At 71.8% G+C, this 20,083-nt stretch carries 20 protein-coding genes and 1 riboswitch; of the genes, 9 read left to right on the forward strand and 11 right to left on the reverse strand.

Annotated elements, in window-relative coordinates; translation table 11 throughout:
• On the reverse strand, nt 1–928 hold a 928-nt coding region (locus tag ACWCO3_RS14460), incomplete at its 3' end, for an FAD-binding oxidoreductase (RefSeq protein ID WP_450010291.1).
• A gap of 68 nt (nt 929–996) precedes the next feature.
• On the opposite strand from ACWCO3_RS14460, the gene ACWCO3_RS14465 reads away from it, so the two are divergent.
• Nucleotides 997–1,281: a DUF4031 domain-containing protein gene (locus tag ACWCO3_RS14465; RefSeq protein WP_145778706.1), complete on the forward strand. Its 285-nt coding sequence runs from the start codon at nt 997–999 to the stop codon at nt 1,279–1,281.
• Here the strand turns inward: ACWCO3_RS14465 and ACWCO3_RS14470 are convergent.
• Complete coding sequence (locus ACWCO3_RS14470) at nt 1,253–1,909, reverse strand: HD domain-containing protein (protein WP_450010293.1); 657 nt, start codon at nt 1,907–1,909, stop codon at nt 1,253–1,255. The genes ACWCO3_RS14465 and ACWCO3_RS14470 overlap by 29 nt on opposite strands.
• 106 nt (nt 1,910–2,015) lie before the next feature.
• Here ACWCO3_RS14470 and ACWCO3_RS14475 point away from each other — a divergent pair, with 106 nt between their 5' ends.
• Nucleotides 2,016–3,251 carry an FUSC family protein gene (locus ACWCO3_RS14475; protein WP_145778708.1) on the forward strand — a complete coding sequence of 412 codons (1,236 nt, stop codon included), beginning with the start codon at nt 2,016–2,018 and terminating at the stop codon, nt 3,249–3,251.
• A 4-nt stretch (nt 3,252–3,255) separates the two neighbouring features.
• On the opposite strand, the gene ACWCO3_RS14480 is transcribed toward ACWCO3_RS14475, so the two are convergent.
• Entirely contained in the window at nt 3,256–4,545 is a 1,290-nt protein-coding gene (locus tag ACWCO3_RS14480) for an aminotransferase class V-fold PLP-dependent enzyme (RefSeq protein WP_450010296.1), read from the reverse strand.
• Nucleotides 4,546–4,591: 46 nt separating this feature from the next.
• Nucleotides 4,592–4,712: riboswitch (SAM riboswitch) on the reverse strand.
• 23 nt (nt 4,713–4,735) lie between these two features.
• Here ACWCO3_RS14480 and ACWCO3_RS14485 point away from each other — a divergent pair.
• The gene (locus ACWCO3_RS14485) at nt 4,736–6,214 is read left to right on the forward strand and encodes a PrsW family intramembrane metalloprotease (RefSeq protein WP_450010298.1); all 1,479 of its coding nucleotides are present in this window, start codon (nt 4,736–4,738) and stop codon (nt 6,212–6,214) included.
• A 24-nt stretch (nt 6,215–6,238) separates the two neighbouring features.
• Here ACWCO3_RS14485 and ACWCO3_RS14490 read toward each other — a convergent pair whose 3' ends face one another.
• Together ACWCO3_RS14490 and ACWCO3_RS14495 are read right to left on the reverse strand one after the other, a co-directional pair.
• A complete protein-coding gene (locus ACWCO3_RS14490) occupies nt 6,239–6,406 on the reverse strand; it encodes a hypothetical protein (protein ID WP_167524757.1) in 168 nt (55 codons plus the stop codon).
• 81 nt (nt 6,407–6,487) lie between these two features.
• Nucleotides 6,488–6,826 carry a GroES family chaperonin gene (locus tag ACWCO3_RS14495; RefSeq protein ID WP_450010300.1) on the reverse strand — a complete coding sequence of 113 codons (339 nt, stop codon included), beginning with the start codon at nt 6,824–6,826 and terminating at the stop codon, nt 6,488–6,490.
• 160 nt (nt 6,827–6,986) lie between these two features.
• Between ACWCO3_RS14495 and ACWCO3_RS14500 the strand changes: the two genes are divergently transcribed.
• A complete protein-coding gene (locus tag ACWCO3_RS14500; protein WP_357935597.1) occupies nt 6,987–8,297 on the forward strand; it encodes an AI-2E family transporter in 1,311 nt (436 codons plus the stop codon).
• A gap of 2 nt (nt 8,298–8,299) precedes the next feature.
• Here the strand turns inward: ACWCO3_RS14500 and ACWCO3_RS14505 are convergent, their stop codons facing one another.
• Nucleotides 8,300–10,315: an ATP-dependent DNA helicase gene (locus tag ACWCO3_RS14505; RefSeq protein ID WP_450010303.1), complete on the reverse strand. Its 2,016-nt coding sequence runs from the start codon at nt 10,313–10,315 to the stop codon at nt 8,300–8,302.
• Between the two features lie 294 nt (nt 10,316–10,609).
• On the opposite strand from ACWCO3_RS14505, the gene ACWCO3_RS14510 reads away from it, so the two are divergent.
• Nucleotides 10,610–11,116: a DUF402 domain-containing protein gene (locus tag ACWCO3_RS14510; RefSeq protein ID WP_145778714.1), complete on the forward strand. Its 507-nt coding sequence runs from the start codon at nt 10,610–10,612 to the stop codon at nt 11,114–11,116.
• A gap of 22 nt (nt 11,117–11,138) precedes the next feature.
• On the opposite strand, the gene sigJ is transcribed toward ACWCO3_RS14510, so the two are convergent.
• The gene (gene sigJ, locus ACWCO3_RS14515; protein ID WP_145778715.1) at nt 11,139–12,104 is read right to left on the reverse strand and encodes an RNA polymerase sigma factor SigJ; all 966 of its coding nucleotides are present in this window, start codon (nt 12,102–12,104) and stop codon (nt 11,139–11,141) included.
• 144 nt (nt 12,105–12,248) lie between these two features.
• Between sigJ and ACWCO3_RS14520 the strand changes: the two genes are divergently transcribed.
• From ACWCO3_RS14520 to ACWCO3_RS14530, 3 genes are all read left to right on the forward strand, one after another.
• Nucleotides 12,249–13,190: a PPK2 family polyphosphate kinase gene (locus ACWCO3_RS14520; RefSeq protein WP_145778716.1), complete on the forward strand. Its 942-nt coding sequence runs from the start codon at nt 12,249–12,251 to the stop codon at nt 13,188–13,190.
• A 128-nt stretch (nt 13,191–13,318) separates the two neighbouring features.
• Complete coding sequence (locus tag ACWCO3_RS14525; RefSeq protein ID WP_145778717.1) at nt 13,319–13,945, forward strand: DUF47 domain-containing protein; 627 nt, start codon at nt 13,319–13,321, stop codon at nt 13,943–13,945.
• Nucleotides 13,946–13,955: 10 nt separating this feature from the next.
• Entirely contained in the window at nt 13,956–14,963 is a 1,008-nt protein-coding gene (locus ACWCO3_RS14530; protein ID WP_145778718.1) for an inorganic phosphate transporter, read from the forward strand.
• Nucleotides 14,964–15,014: 51 nt separating this feature from the next.
• Here ACWCO3_RS14530 and ACWCO3_RS14535 read toward each other — a convergent pair whose 3' ends face one another.
• Nucleotides 15,015–15,983, reverse strand: a complete 969-nt coding sequence (locus tag ACWCO3_RS14535; protein WP_145778719.1) for a Gfo/Idh/MocA family protein — start codon at nt 15,981–15,983, stop codon at nt 15,015–15,017.
• A 264-nt stretch (nt 15,984–16,247) separates the two neighbouring features.
• Between ACWCO3_RS14535 and ACWCO3_RS14540 the strand changes: the two genes are divergently transcribed.
• Entirely contained in the window at nt 16,248–17,081 is an 834-nt protein-coding gene (locus ACWCO3_RS14540) for an NUDIX hydrolase (RefSeq protein ID WP_145778720.1), read from the forward strand.
• A 110-nt stretch (nt 17,082–17,191) separates the two neighbouring features.
• Here the strand turns inward: ACWCO3_RS14540 and pstB are convergent, their stop codons facing one another.
• The 3 genes from pstB to pstC form a co-directional block, all read right to left on the reverse strand.
• Nucleotides 17,192–17,968, reverse strand: coding sequence for a phosphate ABC transporter ATP-binding protein PstB (gene pstB / locus ACWCO3_RS14545; RefSeq protein ID WP_088987405.1), 777 nt, complete (start codon nt 17,966–17,968; stop codon nt 17,192–17,194).
• Nucleotides 17,969–17,985: 17 nt separating this feature from the next.
• Complete coding sequence (gene pstA / locus ACWCO3_RS14550) at nt 17,986–19,074, reverse strand: phosphate ABC transporter permease PstA (RefSeq protein WP_145778721.1); 1,089 nt, start codon at nt 19,072–19,074, stop codon at nt 17,986–17,988.
• Nucleotides 19,071–20,083, reverse strand: a 1,013-nt coding sequence (gene pstC, locus ACWCO3_RS14555; RefSeq protein WP_450010308.1) for a phosphate ABC transporter permease subunit PstC, incomplete at its 5' end; no start/stop codon positions are given. The genes pstA and pstC, both read right to left, overlap by 4 nt.

Here is a 20,083-nt window from a genome sequence, read left to right on the forward strand (position 1 = left end):
TGCCCTGGGGCAGCATCGTCGCCGTTGTCGAGATCTGCGAGGCCGGGTTGTGCGTCTTGCTCTCCTGGAGGGGGCCGGTGTCCGCCGCGGCCAGCAGCAGCGCCTGCGCGTCGGTGCGCAACCCCATCGGCTGGAAAGCCTCGATCGCCCGTAGGTGGGTCTGGTCGAGCAGCTCCAACAGGCTCGGGGTGAGGCCACGAGCCGCGATCTCGGCCACCGCGGCGCCGGCTGCCGCGGTGGACGGGAAGACCGCCACCAGGGTCAGCGAGTCGGCCGGTGCGGGTCGCAGCGCCACGGTCACCTCGGTGATCACGCCAAGGGTTCCCTCCGAGCCGACGAAGAGCCGGGTCAGGTCGTAACCGGCCACCCCCTTGGCCGTACGCCGGCCGGTGCGCAGCACCTCACCGGAGGCGAGCACCACCTCCAGGCCGAGGACGTACTCGGTGGTCACGCCGTACTTCACGCAGCACATGCCACCGGCGTTGGTGGCCACGTTGCCGCCGATCGTCGACGACTCCCAGGAACCGGGGTCCGGCGGGTACCAGAGCCCCTGCTTGGCGACCGCCCCGGCGAGCGCCGCGTTGACCACACCGGGTTGGACCACAGCGATCCGGCTCACCGGGTCGATCTCCCGGATCTCGTCCATCGCGACGGTGCTGATGACCACCGCGCCGTCCACAGCGTTGGCCGCGCCGGCCAGCCCGGTCCGCGCGCCCTGCGGCACCACCGGTACGCCGTGTCGCGCCGCCGCCCGCACCACGGCGACCACCTGTTCGGTGCTGCGCGGGCGGGTCACCACGAGCGGGGTGCCGGCGGCGCACAGGTCGGCCTCGTCCCGCTGGTGCATCCGCAGCAGGTCCGGGTCGGTGAGCACGGCGTCGTCGCCGAGCGCGTCGCGCAGGTCGTCGAGGAGATCGGTGGGGGCCATGCAGCCGAGGCTAGGTCGCCGGCCCGCGATCATCAACATGATCGACTGCACGGGATAGCTTGGGCATCATGCTCTACCTGGACCGGCCTGCCTGGCCGTGGCGCGGTCGGCTCTGGTCGCATTTGATCAGCGACGTCTCGTACGCCGAGCTGCACGCCTTCGCCGAGACGCTCGGCGCGCCCCGGCGCGGCTTCGACCGGGACCACTACGACATTCCGGCCGACCGGTTCGCGGCGGCGGTGTGGCTCGGCGCCCAGGTGGTGCCGAGCCGGGAACTGGTCCGGCTGCTCCGCACGGCCGGACTGCGTCGCCCGAAGCACCTGGTCAGCCCGCGCCCTCCGACTCCTCGCTGAGCGCGGCCAGCTCGCGGCGCACGTTGTCCCGGGCGGGCTCCTCCCACCGGCTGGCCAGCGACGGCAGCTTGAACAGCGCGGGCAGCGCCAGCAGGCCGGTCAACACCGCCGCCCGCCCGGCCCGGAAGGCCGGCTCCGGCACGTGGGCGTACTCCCGTCGGATCGCCGCCGCGTACCGCTCGTACGTGGCCGCCGGCGCGGCCAGCACGGCGAGGTCCGCGTCGCAGAGCAGCGCGCCGTCCCGGTCGCCCGGTGTCACAGTGTGCCCGGCGGTGAGCAGCACCAGCCGGCGAACCTCGGCGACGGAGGACGCCGGCACCCCGAGCCCGGTGAGCACCTCGTCGGCCACCGCGGCACTGTCGTGCTCGTTGTCGTGACCGGCGGCTCGCGGGTCGTAGACGGCGTCGTGGAACCAGGCCGCCAGCCGCACCAGGTCGACCTGGCCGGCGAGGTCGGCGTGCTCGTCCACCACGTCGAGCACCGCCGTCAGGTGGGCCACTGTGTGATAGTGCCGGTGCGGCTCCCGCCACCGGTCGAGCAACTGCTCCCCAGCCCTCGCCGACGTCGCGTCCGGGCCCGCGCCGACACCCCGGACCGCGATTCGCCACCGATGCAGCAGATCAACCACCGCCCGAGTCTGCCGCATCCGCCCGCCAGGCGCGGGAAGGGAGGATTCAGCGCGCCCACCACGGGTAGTCGCGCCCATGGCCGTGGCCCGGGACAAGCGACAGCCGATGGTGCGACGTACCGCGCTGCGTGACGGGCTGGTGGACATCGACGGTGCCCGGATCGCCGAGGCGACCGAGCAACTGCGCCATCGCAGCCGGGCCACCCTGCACGACCGTCTGCACCGGGTACGGATGGCCGGCGGGCTCGCCGTACAGGCCGGGCTGGCCGCCGGGCTCGCGTACCTGATCTCGCACAAGGTGCTCGGCAACCCGCAACCGGTCTTCGCGCCGATCTCTGCCGTCGGCACCCTCGCCGCGTCGGTGGGCCAGCGGTTCCGCCGGACCATCGAGTTGATCGTCGGGGTGGGGGTCGGGGTGGCCGTCGGCGACCTCTTGATCTACCTGCTCGGCACCGGGGCCTGGCAACTCGGCCTGGTGGTCACTGTCGCGATCCTGCTCACCATTTTCGCCGGGGCGAGCGTGGCCATCGTCATCCAGGCTGCGGCCACGGCGGTGCTGATCGTGACACTGAGCCCGTCGACCCAGAACCTGGAGATCCCCCGCTTCGTCGACGCGTTCCTCGGCGGTGGGATCGCGCTGCTGGTCACGGCGGTGCTGCTACCGCTGAACCCGCTTCGAGTGATCAACCGCGCCGCCCGACCCGCCCTGGACCTGCTCGCCACCCAACTCGACGCCACCGCCGACGGGCTGCGCAGTCGGGATCGGGCCACCATCCAGGGCGCACTGGAGCGGCTGCGCGACAACAAGGAGGAGTTGGCCACGTTGGGCGAGGCGATCGAGGGCGCGAAGGAGACCGCCACCCTCTCCCCGGCCCGCTGGCACCGCCGCGATGAACTGACCCACTACGCGGAGGCGGCCGACCCGATCGACCGGGCGATGCGCAACAGCGGCACCCTGATCCGCCGATCGGTGACCCTCATCGAGGACGAGGAGCCGGTGCCCGAATCGATGCCGGACGCGGTCGGTCACCTCGCCGAGTCGGTCCGGCTGCTCAAGCACGAGTTCGCTGCCGGGGAGGAGCCGGAGAAGGCCCGGGAGCGGTCCCTGCGGGCGGTCAGCGAGGCCGGCCGGGCGTACGGGGCCGGCGTCGGCTTCTCCGGCAGCGTGGTGGTCGCCCAGATCCGCACCACAGCGAGCGACCTGCTGGTGGCCTCCGGGATCGAGCAGGAGGAGGCGAACCGGTGGATCCGCACCGCCTTCGGGGAGCAGGAGCGGCCGGTCGCCGAGCCGGCCAAACCCGACGAGACGCCGAAACCGCCCACCGCCCCACCCGTCGGCTGAGCCCTCACCCCAGGTCGGCGAGCGCGGCGAGCAGCTTGTCCACCTGCGCCTCGGTGGTGCCCAGGCCGATGCTGGCCCGCAGCGCCGTGGGCGGCAGGTCCCGTCGGCCAGTACGCCCCGCCGCCTCGCTGAGCAGACGTCGCGCCAGCGGGTGGGCGCAGAACAACCCGTCGCGTACGCCGATGTGGTGTTCGGCGGCCAACCGTGCGGCCACGTCGCTGGAGTCCCAGCCGACGACCACGAACGAGACGATCCCGACGCGGGGCGCGTCCGGGCCGAAGGTGCGCAGCTCCACGACGTGCGGCAGAGCGGCGATGCCGGTCCGCAGTCGGGTCAGCAGCGCCTGCTCGTGGGCGGCCAGCGCGGCACGGTCGGCGTCGTCGAGCGCCGTACACACGGCCGCCAGCGCCACCGCGCCGAGCAGGTTCGGGGTGCCGCCCTCGTGCCGTGCCGGCCCGGTCGCCCAGTTCACGTCGTGGGTCGCCGGTCCGACGTGGCTGGTGGCACCGCCGCCGGCCAGGTACGGCGGTGCGGCGTCCAGCCAGTCCGCCCGGCCGATCAGCACACCCGCACCGAACGGCGCGTACAGCTTGTGGCCGGACACCGCCAGGTAGTCGACGTCCAACGCGAGCAGGTCGACCGGGGCGTGCGGGGCGAGTTGCGCGGCGTCCAGCACGATCCGGGCGCCATGCCGGTGGGCCACCCGGGCCAGCTCGGTGACCGGCCACAGTTCCCCGGTCACGTTGCTCGCACCGGTCACCGCGACCAGCACCGGCAGCGCCGGGTTGCTGCCCCGGCGCAGTTCGGTCAGGGCGGCGGCGAGGTCGCGTACCGCAGCGTCCGGGTCGGTGGGCACCGGCAGCCGCACCGAGCCGCGCGGCCAGGGCAGCAGGTTGGCGTGGTGTTCACCGGCGAAGGTGACCACAGTCGTGCCGGCCGGCAGGGCCCGTGCCAGCAGGTTGAGCGCGTCGGTCGTGTTGCGGGTGAAGATCACGTGATCGTCGGCTCGGGCGCCGAAGAAGTCCCCGACCGTCTGTCGGGCCTGCTCGTACGCGAGGGTGCAGCGTCGGGGCAACGCTCCCGCCCCACGGTGGACGCTCGCGTACCAGGGCAGCAGCTCGGCCACCGCGTCGGCGGCGGCCCGCGCGCACGGCGCGCTGGCGGCGTAGTCCAGGTTGATCTCGCCCGGTACGCCGAGGACGTCGAGCGGCCCCGACGAGGCCGGCTCGGGCGCGATCGGCTCGGGTGCGGCGTCGAAGCGGGTGGGCAGCGAGGGGAGAAGGGTGACGGGCACGCCGGAACCTCCGGGGTCAGGGACCCCGGGTGCACTGTCGGGACGGGGTCCGCGCTTGCCCAGCACACCGATCGGGCTGGGCCCGGTCATCACCCGGGGCACCCCACCGCGAACTCGACGAGGGTTGCCGGCCAGCAAGCCGGGGCTTCGCGCTGGCACTCGTGACCTGCCGGCAGCATAGCGGCTACCGATGCGACCGGACCAGCCGGCGGCGGATGGCTACGCTGACCGCATGGCCGACACCCCGCCCGGTTCACCCCTGCCGTCGCCGCCCGCATCCACGGCCCCGTCCGTCGGCGAGGCCCCCCAGATGCCGAGGCGCCGACTGGGCTGGCGGCGGTTCCTGGCGCTGGCCGGCGTGGTGCTGCTCATCGCCGCCTGCGCGGTGTTCATGGTCTTCACGCTCGGCCAGTCGCTCGGCGCGCAGGCCCTGCTCATCGGGGTGGCCGCCGCCATCCTGCCGGTGCCGGTGCTGGTCGCCTGTTTCCTCTGGCTGGACCGGTACGAACCCGAGCCGCTGAAATACCTGATCTTCTGCTTCGCCTGGGGCGCGTTTGTCTCCACCGCCGCCTCGCTGACGGTGAACGACTTCGCCGCCAACCGCTTTGCCGACTGGGGTCTGCCGTCCGCGCTCACCGGAGTGCTGGTGGCGCCGTTCATCGAGGAGTCGACGAAGGCGCTCGGCCCGATCCTGCTGCTGGTGTTCCGCCGCCGCGAGTGGTCCGGGATCACCGACGGCCTGGTCTACTGCGGGCTGTCGGCGGTCGGTTTCGCCATGGTGGAGAACATCCTCTACCTGGGCGGGTTGGGCTACGCGTCCGGTGTCGACAGGTATGGCCCCGCCACCGGCATCCAGCAGGTCATCGCGATCTTCATCCTGCGGATCCTGCTGTTCGGGTTCGCCCATCCGCTCTTCACCTCGATGACGGGTTTCGGCCTGGGCATCGCCGCGCGGACGGCGGACCGGCGGGTGCGGGTGCTCGCCCCGATCGCCGGCCTGCTGCTGGCGATGATGTTGCACGGCACGTGGAACCTGCTGCCCACGCTGACCCAGGCCACCGGCGAGGCCGTGATCATGCTGTACGGCTTCCTGGGCCTGATGGTGCCCGTCTTCTTCGGCACTGTGGGACTGGCGGTGTGGCTGCGCGCCTGGGAGGGGCGGCTCACCGAGCGCGTCCTGCCGGACTACGTACGCGCCGGCTGGCTGAGCCCGCCCGAGGTGGCCGCGTTGAGCAGCCTGGGGCGACGGCACGCGGCCCGCAGTTGGGCGCGGCGGGTGGCCGGTGACGCCGGGGTCCGGGCGATGCGCGGTTACCAGTCCGCCGCCACCCGCCTGGCCCTGCTGCGCGACGGCACCCTGCGCGGCCTGGACCGGAAGGCCGCCGACCAGGAACGGACCGCACGGGAGGAGCGGGAACTGCTGGACGCGATCAGCGCGTACCGGTCGGTCTTCGTCGGTCGGGATCCGCAGGCCCCGGCCGGGCTCTGGGACGGCAGCCGCTACCACCTGCGCTTCCCGGACGGCACCCAGCGCCCGGTGGACGCGCCGGACGAGCCGGTGGTGCCGATTCCGGTGGTGTTGGCCCCCGCACCGCCCCCGGTCGGGTACGCCCCACCCGGCTGGCCCGGCCTGCGCCCGCCCGCGCCGTGGCACCCGGGCCACCACTGACGGCCGCTGGCCTCCGCTGGCGGCTCAGGTCATCAGCGAGGTGAGGAAGTCACCGAACCCCTGGAACATCGCGATCAACGCGGCTCCGATCGCCCGGAACATCTGGGCGGCACCGTCCGGCCGGAAGGCCATGAAGTAGATCAGGAACGCGACGCTGCCCCAGGTCAGCAGCTTCTTCACGAATACCGGCATCGTCCCTCCCCAGGGCCACGGTCGCCGGATGGCTTCCCGTCGTGCGGCCGGGCAAACGGTGCGCGGCAGGGGGAGGGTGGGTCAGAGGTAGAGGCCGGTCGGGTCGTTCTCGATCCGCTCGGCGGCCACGGCGTGCACGTCGCGCTCGCGCAGCAGCACGTACCCGCAGCCGTGCAGCTCGACCTCGGAACGGTCGTCCGGGTCGAAGAGCACCCGGTCGCCGGAGACGATGGCCCGCACGTTCGGGCCCACGCCCACGGCGGTGGCCCAGGCGAGGCGTTTGCCGACCGCGGCGGTCGCCGGGATGACGATGCCGGCGGTGGAGCGACGTTCGCCTTCGCTGCCCTCCATCCGCACCAGCACCCGGTCGTGCAGCAGACGGATCGGCAGGCCGGCGTCGAGATCGTTGTCGGCGGTCACGCCGCAGACGCTACCGTGTGGCCGACGGCGCGCCGCCGGTGGTTACGCCGGTGGTGGCGGGGGCACTGTGTGGCGGAACTGCCCTACGGTGTCGGCAACGGACGTATGCTGTCCGACCTGTCGCCGTGGGTGGACCGGTCTCTTCTGCCAGGAGGTGCGCTTGAGCCGCTTCGAGCGGGTACGCGGGCGGCTTCGCCGCGCCTACCAGTCGCGACAGGAGTCGGCTCGTGCCGACGAGGGCACATCGAGCGAGGAGTTGAGCGACGTGTCGGCGGGCGCCCGGGTGGCGTCCCCGGCCGTACCGGGGCCGACCGCGCCGCCGAATGCCTCGGTCTACGGGGCTGAACCTCCTGTGGACCTGCACAGTTCGACCTCGAGCCGGGATGACGCGGACGTCCCGCACGGGCTACGGATCGCTGCCGCGTGGTGCTGGCGCCTGATCGTGATCGGTGTGGTGGCCTGGGCCCTGCTCCGGATCGTCGGCACGATCAAGATCGTGATCATTCCGTTGGCCATCGCGCTGCTGCTCTCCGCGCTGCTCGCGCCGGCGGTGGGCTGGCTGCTGCGGGCCCGGTTCCCCCGGTCGCTGGCGACGGCGGTGGTGCTGGTCGGCGGCCTGGCCGCGGTGATCGGCACGCTGACCCTCGTGGTCAACGAGTTCATTCGCGGCGTACCGGAGCTGAGCGAGAAGTCCTCGGAGGGCGTCCGGCAGATCCAGAACTGGCTGAAGACGGGCCCGTTGCACCTCTCCGACACCCAGCTCGACCGCTACATCGACGAGGCGCAGGGCTGGATCAACAACAACACCTCGAAGTTCACCAGCGGCGCCCTGAGCACCGCGGCGACGCTGGCCGAGGTGCTGACCGGCACGCTGCTCGTGCTCTTCGCGACGTTCTTCTTCCTGCGCGACGGCAACCGGATCTGGCGCTTCCTGGTCCGGCTGCTGCCGGTGGCCGCCCGGTGGAAGGTCGACGACGCGGGCCGGGCCTCCTGGCAGACGCTTGTCGCCTACGTCCGCGCGACCGTCCTGGTCGCTTTCATCGACGCGGTCGGCATCGGCATCTTCCTGGTCATCTTCGACATCCCGTTCGCCTTCCCGCTGGCCGCGCTGGTCTTCCTCGGCGCGTTCATCCCGATCGTCGGTGCGGCGCTGTCCGGCGGCGTCGCGGTGCTCGTCGCACTCGTCGACAGCGGCCCGGTCACCGCGTTGATCATCCTGGGTGCGGTGATCGGTGTGCAGCAGATCGAGGGGCACGTGCTCCAGCCGCTGATCATGGGACGGGCGGTCGCCCTCCACCCGCTCGCGGTGATCATCGGTATCGCCGCAGGTGTCGTACTCGCCGGCATCACCGGCGCGCTGGTCTCCGTGCCGCTGATCGCAGTGCTGAACACCGCCGTCCGTCGGCTCGCCGCCCGAAGGGTCCCGGACACCCCACCAGACGCCGTGGTCGTCGCCGCCCAGGCCCCCTAGGGCTAGGGCGTGCCGGCGAGGCGTTCCAGGGCGCCGCGAGCCACCTCAGGGCGCGTCGTATACCAGAACGGGGGCAGCGACCGCCGCAGGAACGGCCCGTAACCGCGAGCCGTCTCCAACCGGGAGTCGAGCACCGCGACCACGCCCTTGTCGCCGGTCGCGCGGATCAGCCGGCCCACACCCTGAGCCAGCCGCACCGCCGCGATCGGCACGCTGACCGCGGCGAAGCCGGAGCCGCCGCCCGCGTCCACGGCAGCTGCGCGGGCCGCCGCCAGCGGCTCGTCCGGGCGCGGGAAGGGCAGCCGGTCGATGACGACGAGCTGACACGCATCACCCGGCACGTCCACGCCCTGCCACAGCGACATCACACCGAACAGGCAGCTGGCGCGCTCCTCACGGAACCGGCGGACCAGCAACGGCAGGGCCTCCTCGCCCTGCAACAGCACAGGCAGGTCGGTCCGCGCCCGCAGCAGCTCCGCGGCCTGCTGCGCGGCCCGCCGGGAGGAGAAGAGCCCGAGGGTACGACCACCGAGTGCTCCGACCAGCCCGAGCAACTCCTCTCCGGCAGCCTCGGGCAGCCCGGAGACGCTGGGGCGGGGCAGGTGCGCGGCGACGTACAGGATGCCCTGCCGGGCGTAGTCGAACGGCGAGCCGACGTCGAGTGACCGCCACCCGGGGCCCTCGGTGGCCGGTACGACGGCACTGGGGGGCACGTCTCCGGCCAGTCGACGGCCCGGCGTCTCGGCCACCGGACGACCTGGGCCGGTGCGGGCAGCCAGCGCGGCCGACGCGGGGGACGGCGGCGCGGGTGGGGGAGCGTCCAGCCCGAGGGCGCGGGCCACCGTGTCGAACCGGCCGCCCAGCGCCAGGGTCGCCGAGGTGGCGACGACGGTGCGCTCGTCGTACAGGTGGGTGGCGAGGGTGCCGGCCACCGAGAGCGGCGCGACCACCAGGGCCCGGCGGCTGCCGCTGTCGTTCTTCTCGACCCAGGCCACATCGTGGTCGCCCTCCTCCAGCAGCCGCTGCGCGGTGGTGGAGAGTTCGTCCAGCGCGGCCTTGGCCTGCTGCTTGCGGACCGGGTCGGGGTCGTCGGACTTGATGTCGCCGATGGCGTCCAGGGCGGAGCGGGTCGCCGCGTCGAGCAGCGTGCACGCCTCCCGCAAGGGTGTGGGCAGCCCGGCGGTGATGCGCCCGGCCGGTGCCTCGGCCAGCCCCACCGCGAGGGCGTCGCCGGCCGCGGTGAGCGCTTCGGCGGTCTCCGGCCGCAGCAGTGTGCGAGCCCGGCGGGTGGTGCGGTCGATCAGCTCCGGCACCAGCTCCGCCTGGGCCGCGGAGGAGACCCGGTCGGCCAGCTCGTGCGCCTCGTCGACGATGAGCAGCTTGTGCGGCGGAACGATGTGCCGGTCGGCGAGCATGTCGACAGCGAGCAGGCTGTGGTTGGTCACCACGATGTCCGCCTCACGGGCCCGGGCCCGGGACGCCTCGGCGAAGCACTCCTGCCCGAACGGGCAGCGGCTCGCACCGACGCACTCCCGGGCGGGCATCGACACCAGCCGCCAGGCCTGGTCGTCCACGCCCGGGTCCAGCTCGTCGCGGTCGCCGGTGGCGGTCTTTTCGGCCCAGTCGCGTAGCCGCTCGATCTGCTTGCCCAGCCGGCCCGCCTCGCCGAGCCACTTCGTCCCGCCGCCGGGGCGAGCCGCAGGGGCGTCGAAGAGGGTGTCCTCCGGCTCCTCCTCGGTGGAGTTGTCGAGTCGGGCGAGGCACAGGTAGTGGTGCCGGCCCTTGAGCACCGCGAAGGTGGGGCGACGCCCGAGCACCGGCTCGACCGCGTCGGCCAGTCGGGGCAGGTCGTGGTCGACGAGCTGGGACTGCAACGCCAGAGTGGCGGTGGAGACCACCACCGGGCCGTCCACGGTCAGCGCCGGTGCGAGGTAGGCCAGCGACTTGCCGGTGCCGGTGCCCGCCTGCACGAGAAGGTGCTCGCCGCCGGCCACGCACTCCTCGATCGCCGTGGTCATCTGCAGCTGCCCGGGACGTTCCGCGCCGCCGGGCACCGCGCCGACCGCCGCCGCCAGCAGCTCCGTGCCGCTGGGTCGGGCACCCGCCGCCGGCCCTTGGCACGGGCCGACGGGGTGGCGGAACCGGTGGCGGTGCGGGGCGGAGTCACCGTGCGACGGTACCCGTCGCCGCCGACACCGGCTGCGCCCATCCGCCGCGTGGCGCGGAGCCGGCCGGCCGGGTCCACGTCGGTCCGCGCCGTCCGGTTACCGCCGCGCTACGACGCGTGGGCAGTATCGGTTAGGGTGCGAATCATGCCGAGCGACATGGTCCGAGTGATCTACCGCAAGTACGACGGCAGCGCCCACCGCGACTACCCGGCCCGCCGGCTCACCGAGGACGATCTCGGCGTCTGGCTCGGCGTGCCCGAGGGCACCGAGTCGGTCTACCACGGCCGGCCTTCGGTGGAGAAGATCCCGTTCGTGTTGCTGGTGCCCCATCGCGCCTGGTGGACGGCCATGTTCAACCCCCCACCGCGCACCAGCGAGGTCTACTGCGACATCACCACCCCGGCCCGCTGGGAATCCGACGACACCGTGAACCTCATCGACCTGGACCTGGACGTGGTGCGGCGTCGGGCCACCGGTCTGGTGGAGTTGCTCGACGAGGACGAGTTCGCCGAGCACCGGGCCCGGTTCGGTTACCCGGACGACGTGGTGGCCGAGGCCGAGGCAGCCGCCCAGCGGCTGTTCGGGGCCCTCGGCGACGGCACCGAGCCGTTCGCCGGCGCGTACCGCAAGTGGTTGGCTCTCGTGGTCTGACACCGCCCACGGCGGGGTCGGTTCACCAGCGCGGCGGCCAGGTGTCGTCGTCGCCCAACGGCACCAGAGCGGCGAGCTTCTCCGGATTGAGCTGGTTGTAGATGGCGGTGATCCGCCCCTCGTGCACCGCGAACGCGGTGACCAGGCGGATGGGCCGGCCGTCGCTGTGCGTCGTCTCCATCTGGAGGCCGAGTACGCCGTCGACCAGCACCGGCCGGGACCGGACGCGTTGGGCGTACCGGCCGGTCCGGCCGAACAGACCGAGCGTGAGACGGCCGACGGCGTCCGCGCCGAGCACCGGCCGCCGTGCCGCCGGGAAGTGCCCGCCGGAGTCGCCGACGAACACCACGTCCGGGGCGAGCACCCTGAGCAACTGGTCCAACTCGCCGGACTCGGTCGCGACGACGAACGCTTGGAGCACCCGACGCTGCTCGGCCAGGCCGGCGGTGTGCCGGGGGACGTCCGGCGCGGTGACCGCCCGGCGTGCCCGGGAGGCGAGCTGTCGGGCCGACACCTCGGTGGTGCCGAGCACCTCGGCGACCCGGGCGAACGGCACCGCGAACACGTCGTGCAGCACGAGAGCGACCCGCTGCTCCGGTGCGAGTCGCTCCAGCACCACCAGCAACGCCGCACCGACCTGCTCGGTGCGGACCGCCCGGTCCGCCGGGTCGGGTGCGTACCCGTCCGAGGACGGTCCGCCGCCCAACGGGCTCACCACCGGCTCCGGAAGCCACTGACCGGGGTACGCCTCCCGACGGACCCGGGCCGAGCGGAGCACGTCCAGACAGATCCGGGCGCAGGTGGTGGTCAGCCACGCGGACAGTTCACGGATCTCGGCGCGGGCGCTCGGGTCGGCGAGCGCAGCGGCGCAGCGCAGCCAGGTCTCCTGCACCGCGTCCTCCGCCTCGGCGCGGCTGCCCAGCATCCGGTGGGCCACCGCGAGCAGCCGACCCCGTTCGGCCTCGAACTCCGTCGCCAGGTCCCGCACGACCCACCATCCTCCCGGTCGGCACCGTCCTGGCGTACATCCTCGCGGCAACCGCACGTACCGGCAGCCCCGGACGGTCGGGCGGCCGTCCCGGGGAGGGTCCCTTGGCGGGCGGATGGCCTGCGGGTGGGCGATGATCCGTGGATGAGCGCACCCCAGCAACGGCAGATCGTGGCACCCTCTGGCGGCTCCGTGCGGGAGTTGCTGCGGGTCACCGCGCCGGTGGACCTCGGTGCCATCGACCCCCGTTCCACGCCCGGCCTTCCGGAGACGGCGGGGCGCGGCGAGCGCCGCAAGGCCTGGGCGCGAGAGCAGGTGGAGCTGGTCGGCGGTGAGCTGGCCCAGCAGCAGGAGATGCTCTTCGCGATGGCCAAGACCGGGTCGGAGCGGCCGGCGCATCGGGTGCTGCTGGTGCTCCAGGCGATGGACTGCGGTGGCAAGGACGGCACGATCAAGCGGGTGGCCGGTGCGATGAACCCGCTGGGTCTGCACATCCGCTCGTTCGGGCCGCCGACCCGCCAGGAGTTGCGGCACGACTTCCTCTGGCGGATCCGTCGCGAGCTGCCTCCGCCGGGGTACGTGGGGATGTTCAACCGTTCGCACTACGAGGACGTGTTGATCGCCCGGGTCGGGTCGCTGGTGCCGGAGGCGACCTGGCGGGCCCGCTACGACGCGATCAACTCGTTCGAACGGGAGCTTGCCGAGGGTGGAATGACCCTGGTGAAGGTCATGTTGCACATCTCGTACGAGGAGCAGGGCAAGCGCCTGCTGGAACGCCTCACCGACCCGCGTAAGCACTGGAAGTACAACCCGTCCGACATCGACTCCCGAGGGCACTGGGACGACTACCAGGCCGCGTACGCCGAGGCCCTCAGTCGGTGTGGGACGGACGCCGCGCCCTGGTTCGTGGTGCCGGCGGACCGTAAGTGGTACCGGGACTGGGCGGTGGCCCACCTGCTCCGTGAGACGTTCGACACTCTCGACCTGGGGTATCCGGCTGCCGATTTCGACGTGGACGAGGAGCGGGAACGGCTGTGTGCTGGGGGACCGGGTACGCGTGGGACAGCCGAGATGAACAGTAGGTAAACGAGCGGTGAATGAGGCCTGGCCAGGGGTGGGCCGGCGAATTCGCGGTTCAGCCGTTTCCTAGCATTCACCGAGCGGTCGCTCTTCGGGCGCCGCCACCCTTCCACCGACGCGACGAGGTCTGTGCTGTGAAGTTTTCCTTCCGCCCCACCGAGGGCGCCTTCTACGAGCTCTTCACCAGGGCCGCGCAGAACCTGGTCCGGGGCACCGCGCTGCTCAACGAGCTGGCCCTGCCCGGCGTGGACGTGCAGTCGGTCAGCGAGCGGCTGACCGAGGTCGAGCACGACAGCGACCAGATCACCCACGACCTGTACAAGAAGATCAACTCGACCTTCATCACCCCGTTCGACCGGGAGGACATCTACCGGCTCGGCTCGCTGCTGGACGACGTGATGGACCACCTGGAAGCGGTCGGCGACCTGCTCTACCTGTATGGGCTGACCGAGCTGCCGGCGCTGCCCCGCGAACTGCACGAGATGGTCAACGTGCTCGACCAGCAGGCCAAGTTGACCGCCGAGGCGATGCCCCGGCTGAAGTCGATGAAGGACCTCGAGGACTACTGGATCGAGTGCAACCGCCTGGAGAACGAGGGCGACCGGATCAACCGGCAGTTGCTCGTCCGACTCTTCTCTGGTGAGTACGACGCGCTGACGGTGCTGAAGATGAAGGAGGTCGCCGACGAGTTGGAGGCCGCCTGCGACGCCTTCGAGCACGTGGCCAACACCGTCGAGACCATCGCGGTCAAGGAGTCCTGATCCTGTGACCGTGACACCCGAACTCATCGCCGTGCTGGCGGTGATCGGGGTAGCCCTGGCGTTCGACTACACCAACGGCTTCCACGACGCCGCCAACGCGATCGCGACAAGCGTCTCCACGCGGGCGCTGACACCTCGGATCGCCCTCGGGCTCGCCGCGGTCGGCAACTTCATCGGCGCCCACTTCGGCGCCGGAGTCGCCAAGACCGTCGGCGACGGCCTGGTCACCCTGCCCACCGGGGTGAGCAGCCTGGGGGTGGTCTTCGCCGGGGTGCTCGGCGCCATCGCCTGGAACCTGATCACCTGGTACTTCGGTCTGCCCTCGTCGTCCTCGCACGCGCTCTTCGGCGGTCTGGTCGGCGCGACCCTGCTGTCCACCGGCGGCATCGTGCAGTGGGTCAACATCGGCGAGAAGGTGCTGCTGCCGATGGTGCTCTCGCCGATCGTCGGTCTCACCCTCGGTTACCTCCTGATGCTCGCCATCCTGTGGCTGTTCCGGAAGGGGCAGCCGGGCAAGCTCAACCGGGGCTTCCGGTGGGCGCAGACCGCCTCGGCGGCCGCCATGTCCGTCGGCCACGGCATGCAGGACGCCGCCAAGACCATGGGCATCGTGGTGCTGGCGCTGTACACCGGTGGTTTCCAGGAGAGCAAGACGCACATCCCGGGCTGGGTGTTCTGGACGTCGGCGACGATGCTGGCCCTGGGCACGTACGCCGGTGGTTGGCGGATCATCCGCACGCTGGGCCGGAAGATCATCGACCTCGGGCCGCCGGAGGGCTTCGCGGCCGAGACGGTGGCCAGCGCGGTGCTCTACTTCAACGCTCTGGTGCTCAAGGCGCCCATCTCCACCACCCACACGATCACCTCGGCGATCATGGGTGTGGGCGCGACCAAGCGGCTGTCAGCGGTCCGCTGGAACGTCGCCGGCAACATCGTGATCGCCTGGATCATCACGTTCCCGGCCGCCGCGCTGATCGCCTGCGTCACCTACCTGCTGGTCCGGCCGCTCTTCGGCTGACCGTTCCCGTCGAGAAGGAGGCCCCCGGCTCCGGCCGGGGGCCTCCTTTCCTCACTCGTAGCGCACGCCGATCTGCTCGCGCACCGCGTCGAGCAGTGCCATCACCTCCAGGGTGGTGGTGTGCGGCACCAGCGGGCTCTCGGTCAGACCGGCGGCCAGGCAGCGCTGCACCTCGATCGCCTCGTACTGGTAGCCGTTGCCCGCCGTGTCCGCGGTGATCGTCTCCGGCTCGGCGCCGTCCCGGTGCACAGTGAGGGAACCCGGCCGGAAGAACGGCTCCGGCAGGTCGATCCGGCCCGCGCTGCCGGTGATCGAGGCGGACAGGTTGGTCGCCCCGACCATGCCGCAGCTCAGCGTCGCCAGCGCGCCGGTGTCGTAGCCGAACAGCATGCCGGTGTTCTCGTCAGTGCCCTCCGGGCCGATCTGCGCCCAGGACCGGATGTGCTGCGGCACCCCGAGCAGCAGGTGGGCCAGACTGATCGGGTAGATGCCCAGGTCCAGCAGGGCGCCCCCGCCGAGTGCCGCGTTGCGCATCCGGTGGTCCGGCGGGAACGGCCCGGCCACCCCGAAGTCGGCGCGGACACCGCTCACCGTGCCGATCGCCCCGTCCGCGACCAGCTCGACCATCCGCAGGATCAGCGGGTTCGTCCGCATCCACATGGCTTCCATCAGGAAGACCCCGGCGGCGCGGGCGGTGTCCACCAACTCGGTGCTGGTCGCCAGGTCGAGGGTGAACGGCTTCTCCAACAGCACCGCCCGCCCGGCGGTCAGGCAGGTCATCGCCGCCTCGTAGTGCGCGGAGTGCGGGGTCGCCACGTAGATCGCGTCCACCTCCGGGTCGGCGGCCAGCTCCACCCAGGAGCCGTGCGCGCGCTTCGCGCCGTACGTGTCGGCGAAACGCCGCGCGCTCTCCACGGAACGGGAACCAACCGCGACCAGCTCGGCGTCCGGCACCAGCCGGAGGTCTTCGGCGAAACGGCTGGCGATGTGGCCGGTGGCCAGGATGCCCCAACGAGTCATGCCGGAACGCTAACCGAGCTGGGTGAACTGTTCGCCGCCGGCTCAGCTGTCGGACATCGCGGTGAGGCCCGGTCGCCTCGCCGTCCCGCCCGCCCCCGCCCACCTCACCTACGTCCTTTGCTCTGCTTATGCCGATGCACCACGTCACGGCCGGAGGTGGTGCGCCCGCATATGCAGAGCAAAGGACGTCTGGACCGGTGCGGCTCCCTGGACCGGCGCATCGGCCGGGCCAGGGAGCCCGACCGGGGGAACTAGGCTCGCGGCATGACGATCGACAGTGACGGCTTCGCCGCCCCGGCCGCCCTGGTCGAGCACGCCCGCCGGTTCCAGGCCGAGGGCGGCACCCCGGCGGTGCCCCGGGTCGCGGCCACCGTGCTGCTGCTGCGTCCGACCGACGCCGACTTCGAGGTGTATGTCATCCGCCGGGTCGCCGCCATGACCTTCGGGGGCATGTACGCCTTCCCCGGCGGCGGGGTGGACCGCTCCGATTCCGAGACACACCTGGACTGGGCCGGGCCCACGCCAGACGAGTGGGCCGGGCGGCTCGGGGTGGCCCCGGGCGCGGCCCAGGCGGTCGTCTGCGCCGCCGCGCGGGAGGTCTTCGAGGAGGCGGGCGTGCTGCTCGCCGGCCCGGACCCGGCGACAGTGGTGGGCGACGTCAGTGGCGACGACTGGGAGGCGGCCCGCCAGGACCTGGAGGCTCGCCGGCTGGGCTTTGCCGCCCTGCTCGCCGACCGTCAGCTCACCCTCCGGTCGGACCTGCTGCTGCCGTGGAGCCGGTGGATCACCCCGGAGTTCGAGCCGCGCCGCTTCGACACGTACTTCTTCGTCGCCCTGCTGCCGGCCGGCCAACGGACCCGCGACGTCTCCGGCGAGGCCGACCACACCCTGTGGATCCGGCCGGCGGACGCGTTGGCCCGCGCGAAGGCCGGCGAGCTGACCATGCTGCCACCGACCCTGGTCACGCTGGCCCAGGTGGCGGCGGCCGGCGACCTGGCCGGAGTGGCCCGGGCGGCGGCCGATCGGGATGCCGCTACCCCGGTCACCCCACGCCTGGACCTACCCCCGAACGGCGAACCCCGCTTCGTCCTCAGCTGAGCGGCCCCGCCCCATCCCGTCGATCATGGAGTTGTGGTGGGGGCAAAAGCGCCCTTCGCGCTCTTGTCGGGCACCACAACTCCATGATCGACGAGTGCCGTCGGGTCGGCTCAGCCGAAGCGGCCGGTGATGTAGTCCTCGGTCTTCTTCACGCTCGGGTTGCTGAAGATCTTCTGGGTGTTGTCGTACTCGATCAGGCGGCCCGGGTCGCCGGTCTTCTCGATGGAGAAGAAGGCGGTCCGGTCCGAGACCCGCGCGGCCTGCTGCATGTTGTGCGTCACGATGATGATCGTGAACTTGTCCTTGAGCTGGAACATCAGGTCCTCGATCGCCAGCGTGGAGATCGGGTCCAGCGCCGAGCACGGCTCATCCATCAGAACGACCTGCGGCTCGACCGCGATGGTCCGGGCGATGCACAGTCGCTGCTGCTGACCGCCGGAGAGACCCGCGCCGGGCTTGCCCAGCCGGTCCTTGACCTCGTCCCAGAGGTTCGCCGAGCGCAGCGCCTTCTCGGCGGCCTCGTCCAGGATCGACTTCTTGCGTACCCCGTTGAGCTTCAGCCCGGCCACCACGTTCTCGAAGATGCTCATGGTGGGGAACGGGTTCGGCCGCTGGAAGACCATGCCGATCGTGCGGCGGACCGCTGTGACGTCGACGTCCCGGTGGTAGATGTCCTGGTCGTCGATGGTCAGGCTGCCCTCGACGCGGGCCCCCGGCAGCACCTCGTGCATCCGGTTGATGGACCGCAGGAACGTCGACTTGCCGCAACCGGACGGCCCGATGAGGGCGGTGACCGTCTTCGGCTCGACCGTCAGGTTGATGTTCTCGATCGCCTTGAAGCCGCCGTAGTACGCGGTGACGTTCGAGGCGGAGACGCGCTTGGCCATGGTGGTACCTCCGGGGTTCATCGGCTGAGCCTGTTGCGACGGGCCAGCAGCTTCGCCGCGATCGTCAGGATGAGCACGAGGGCGACCAGGGTGAGTGCCGCGGTCCACGCCCGTGCCGGTGCGTACTTCGACGCGTCACCGGCCTGCTGGTAGACGAAGAGGGACAGCGACGACTGGTTGTTCTCGAATGGGTTGGTGTTGATCGCGGCGCCGCCCCCGGCGACCAGCAGGACCGGCGCGGTCTCGCCGGCCGCGCGGGCGATGGCCAGCATGACGCCGGTGATGATGCCGGGCAGCGCCGTCGGCACCACCACCCGCAGGATGGTCTTCCACTTGGGAACGCCGAGCGCGTAGGCGCCCTCGCGCAGTGGCGCCGGGACGAGGCGGAGCATCTCCTCGGTGGACCGGACGATGGTCGGCAGCATGAGCACGCTGAGCGCGAGCGCGGCGGCGAAGCCGGAGAAGCTCGGTCGGCCGTCGTTGAACCACGGGGACACGACCAACACCCAGAACGCCAACACGAACAGGCCGGAGACGATCGACGGGATGCCCGTCATCACGTCCACGAAGAACCGGATCGCGAAGGCGAACTTACCGCGGCCGTACTCGACGATGTAGATCGCGCAGAGGACGCCGAGCGGCACGGTGATCAGGGTGGCGATGCCGACCTGCTCCAGCGTGCCGACGATGGCGTGGTACGCGCCACCGTTGGCGTCGCGGGCCCCGATGTTGTTCATCGAGGTCTGGAAGAAGTTGACGTCCAGCCGGTCGGCACCCTTGCTGACCAGCGTCCAGACCACGGACACCAGCGGCAGCACCGCCAGTACGAACGCGGAGTGGATCAGCGCGCTCCAGGTGCGGTTACGAGCCGACCGGCGCCCCTCGACCGCGTTGGCCGCGGCGAAGAGTCCGACCAGGTAGAGGATCGCGGCGAGGGCGACCACGAGGACCGGGCCGCCGATGTCGGTGCCGTAGACGATCGCGGCGGAGAGCGCCAGGGCCGCCACGGCGATGACCGGAGCGGCGTACGCGGGCAGCCGCTTCGCCCGCAGCGACTCGGGCTGGGCCGGCGGGCGGGTGCGGTGGGAGGTGACGGTTGTGGTCATGCGGCCGACTCCGTGAACTCCCGGCGGCGGTAGATGATCGCCCGCGCCGTGATGTTGACGATCAGCGTGATGGTGAACAGCACCAGGCCGGAGGCGATGAGCGCGCCCCGGCCGGTCTCGTTCGCCTCGCCGAACGCGTTGGCGATGTTGGCGGCGATGGTGTTGCCGCCGTTCTGGATCAGGTTGAACGAGATGCCGAAGGTGATGCCGAGGGTCAGTGCCAGGGCGATGGTCTCGCCCAGGGCCCGACCGAGGCCGAGCATCACCGCGGCGATGATGCCGGGGCGGCCGTAGGGGAGGACCGCGGTGCGGAGCATCTCCCACCGGGTGGCGCCCAGGGCGAGGGCGGCCTCCTCGTTGGCGGTCGGCGTCTGGAGGAACACCTCGCGGGAGAGCGAGGTGATGATCGGCAGCACCATGATGGCGAGCACCAGGGCACCCAGCATGATCGACTTACCGAAAGGCCCGTCACCGCCGAAGATCGGGATCCAGCCAAAGTACTCGTTCAGCCAGACCGAGAAGTCGCGGACCGGGTTGATGAAGATGTCCCGCCCCCAGAGGCCGAAGACCACACTCGGTACGGCGGCGAGCAGGTCGATCAGGAAGCCGAGCGCGGTGCCCAACCGGCGGGGTGCGTAGTGCGAGAGGTAGAGCGCGATGCCCAGCGCCACCGGCACCGCCATCAGCAGCGCCAGCGCCGCGCTGAGCACGGTGCCGAAGGCAAGGGTGCCGATGCCGAACTTCGGCTCTGTCTCGTTGGGGGACCAGCCCTCGTAAGTCCAGAAGTTCTCGGTGTTGGCGCGCAGGGCCGGCACCGCCTTGGCGATCAGGAAGATCGCGATGGCGGCGATGATGACCAGAACCGCGGTGCCGGCGGCCATTGTGAGACCGCGGAAGGCCCGCTCGGCGCCGAACTTACGGCTACGCGGCAGCGCGCCGCCGCCGCCCAGCCCGGCGCCGCCCGGGGAACGGGTGCTGACTGGTGCCTCGGCCACAACCGCCGCGGCGC

The organism is Micromonospora sp. NPDC002411 (assembly GCF_053592955.1).

Bases quoted from the DNA above. Each gene is read 5' to 3' on its own strand.
- pstA (WP_145778721.1), bottom strand. From the start codon at position 19,074: ATGACCACAACCGTCACCTCCCACCGCACCCGCCCGCCGGCCCAGCCC.
- ACWCO3_RS14540 (WP_145778720.1), top strand. From the start codon at position 16,248: ATGACGATCGACAGTGACGGCTTCGCCGCCCCGGCCGCCCTGGTCGAG.
- ACWCO3_RS14510 (WP_145778714.1), top strand. From the start codon at position 10,610: ATGCCGAGCGACATGGTCCGAGTGATCTACCGCAAGTACGACGGCAGC.
- ACWCO3_RS14505 (WP_450010303.1), bottom strand. From the start codon at position 10,315: ATGACCACGGCGATCGAGGAGTGCGTGGCCGGCGGCGAGCACCTTCTC.
- ACWCO3_RS14520 (WP_145778716.1), top strand. From the start codon at position 12,249: ATGAGCGCACCCCAGCAACGGCAGATCGTGGCACCCTCTGGCGGCTCC.
- ACWCO3_RS14535 (WP_145778719.1), bottom strand. From the start codon at position 15,983: ATGACTCGTTGGGGCATCCTGGCCACCGGCCACATCGCCAGCCGTTTC.
- pstB (WP_088987405.1), bottom strand. From the start codon at position 17,968: ATGGCCAAGCGCGTCTCCGCCTCGAACGTCACCGCGTACTACGGCGGC.
- ACWCO3_RS14490 (WP_167524757.1), bottom strand. From the start codon at position 6,406: ATGCCGGTATTCGTGAAGAAGCTGCTGACCTGGGGCAGCGTCGCGTTC.
- ACWCO3_RS14475 (WP_145778708.1), top strand. From the start codon at position 2,016: ATGGTGCGACGTACCGCGCTGCGTGACGGGCTGGTGGACATCGACGGT.
- ACWCO3_RS14485 (WP_450010298.1), top strand. From the start codon at position 4,736: ATGCGACCGGACCAGCCGGCGGCGGATGGCTACGCTGACCGCATGGCC.
- ACWCO3_RS14465 (WP_145778706.1), top strand. From the start codon at position 997: ATGCTCTACCTGGACCGGCCTGCCTGGCCGTGGCGCGGTCGGCTCTGG.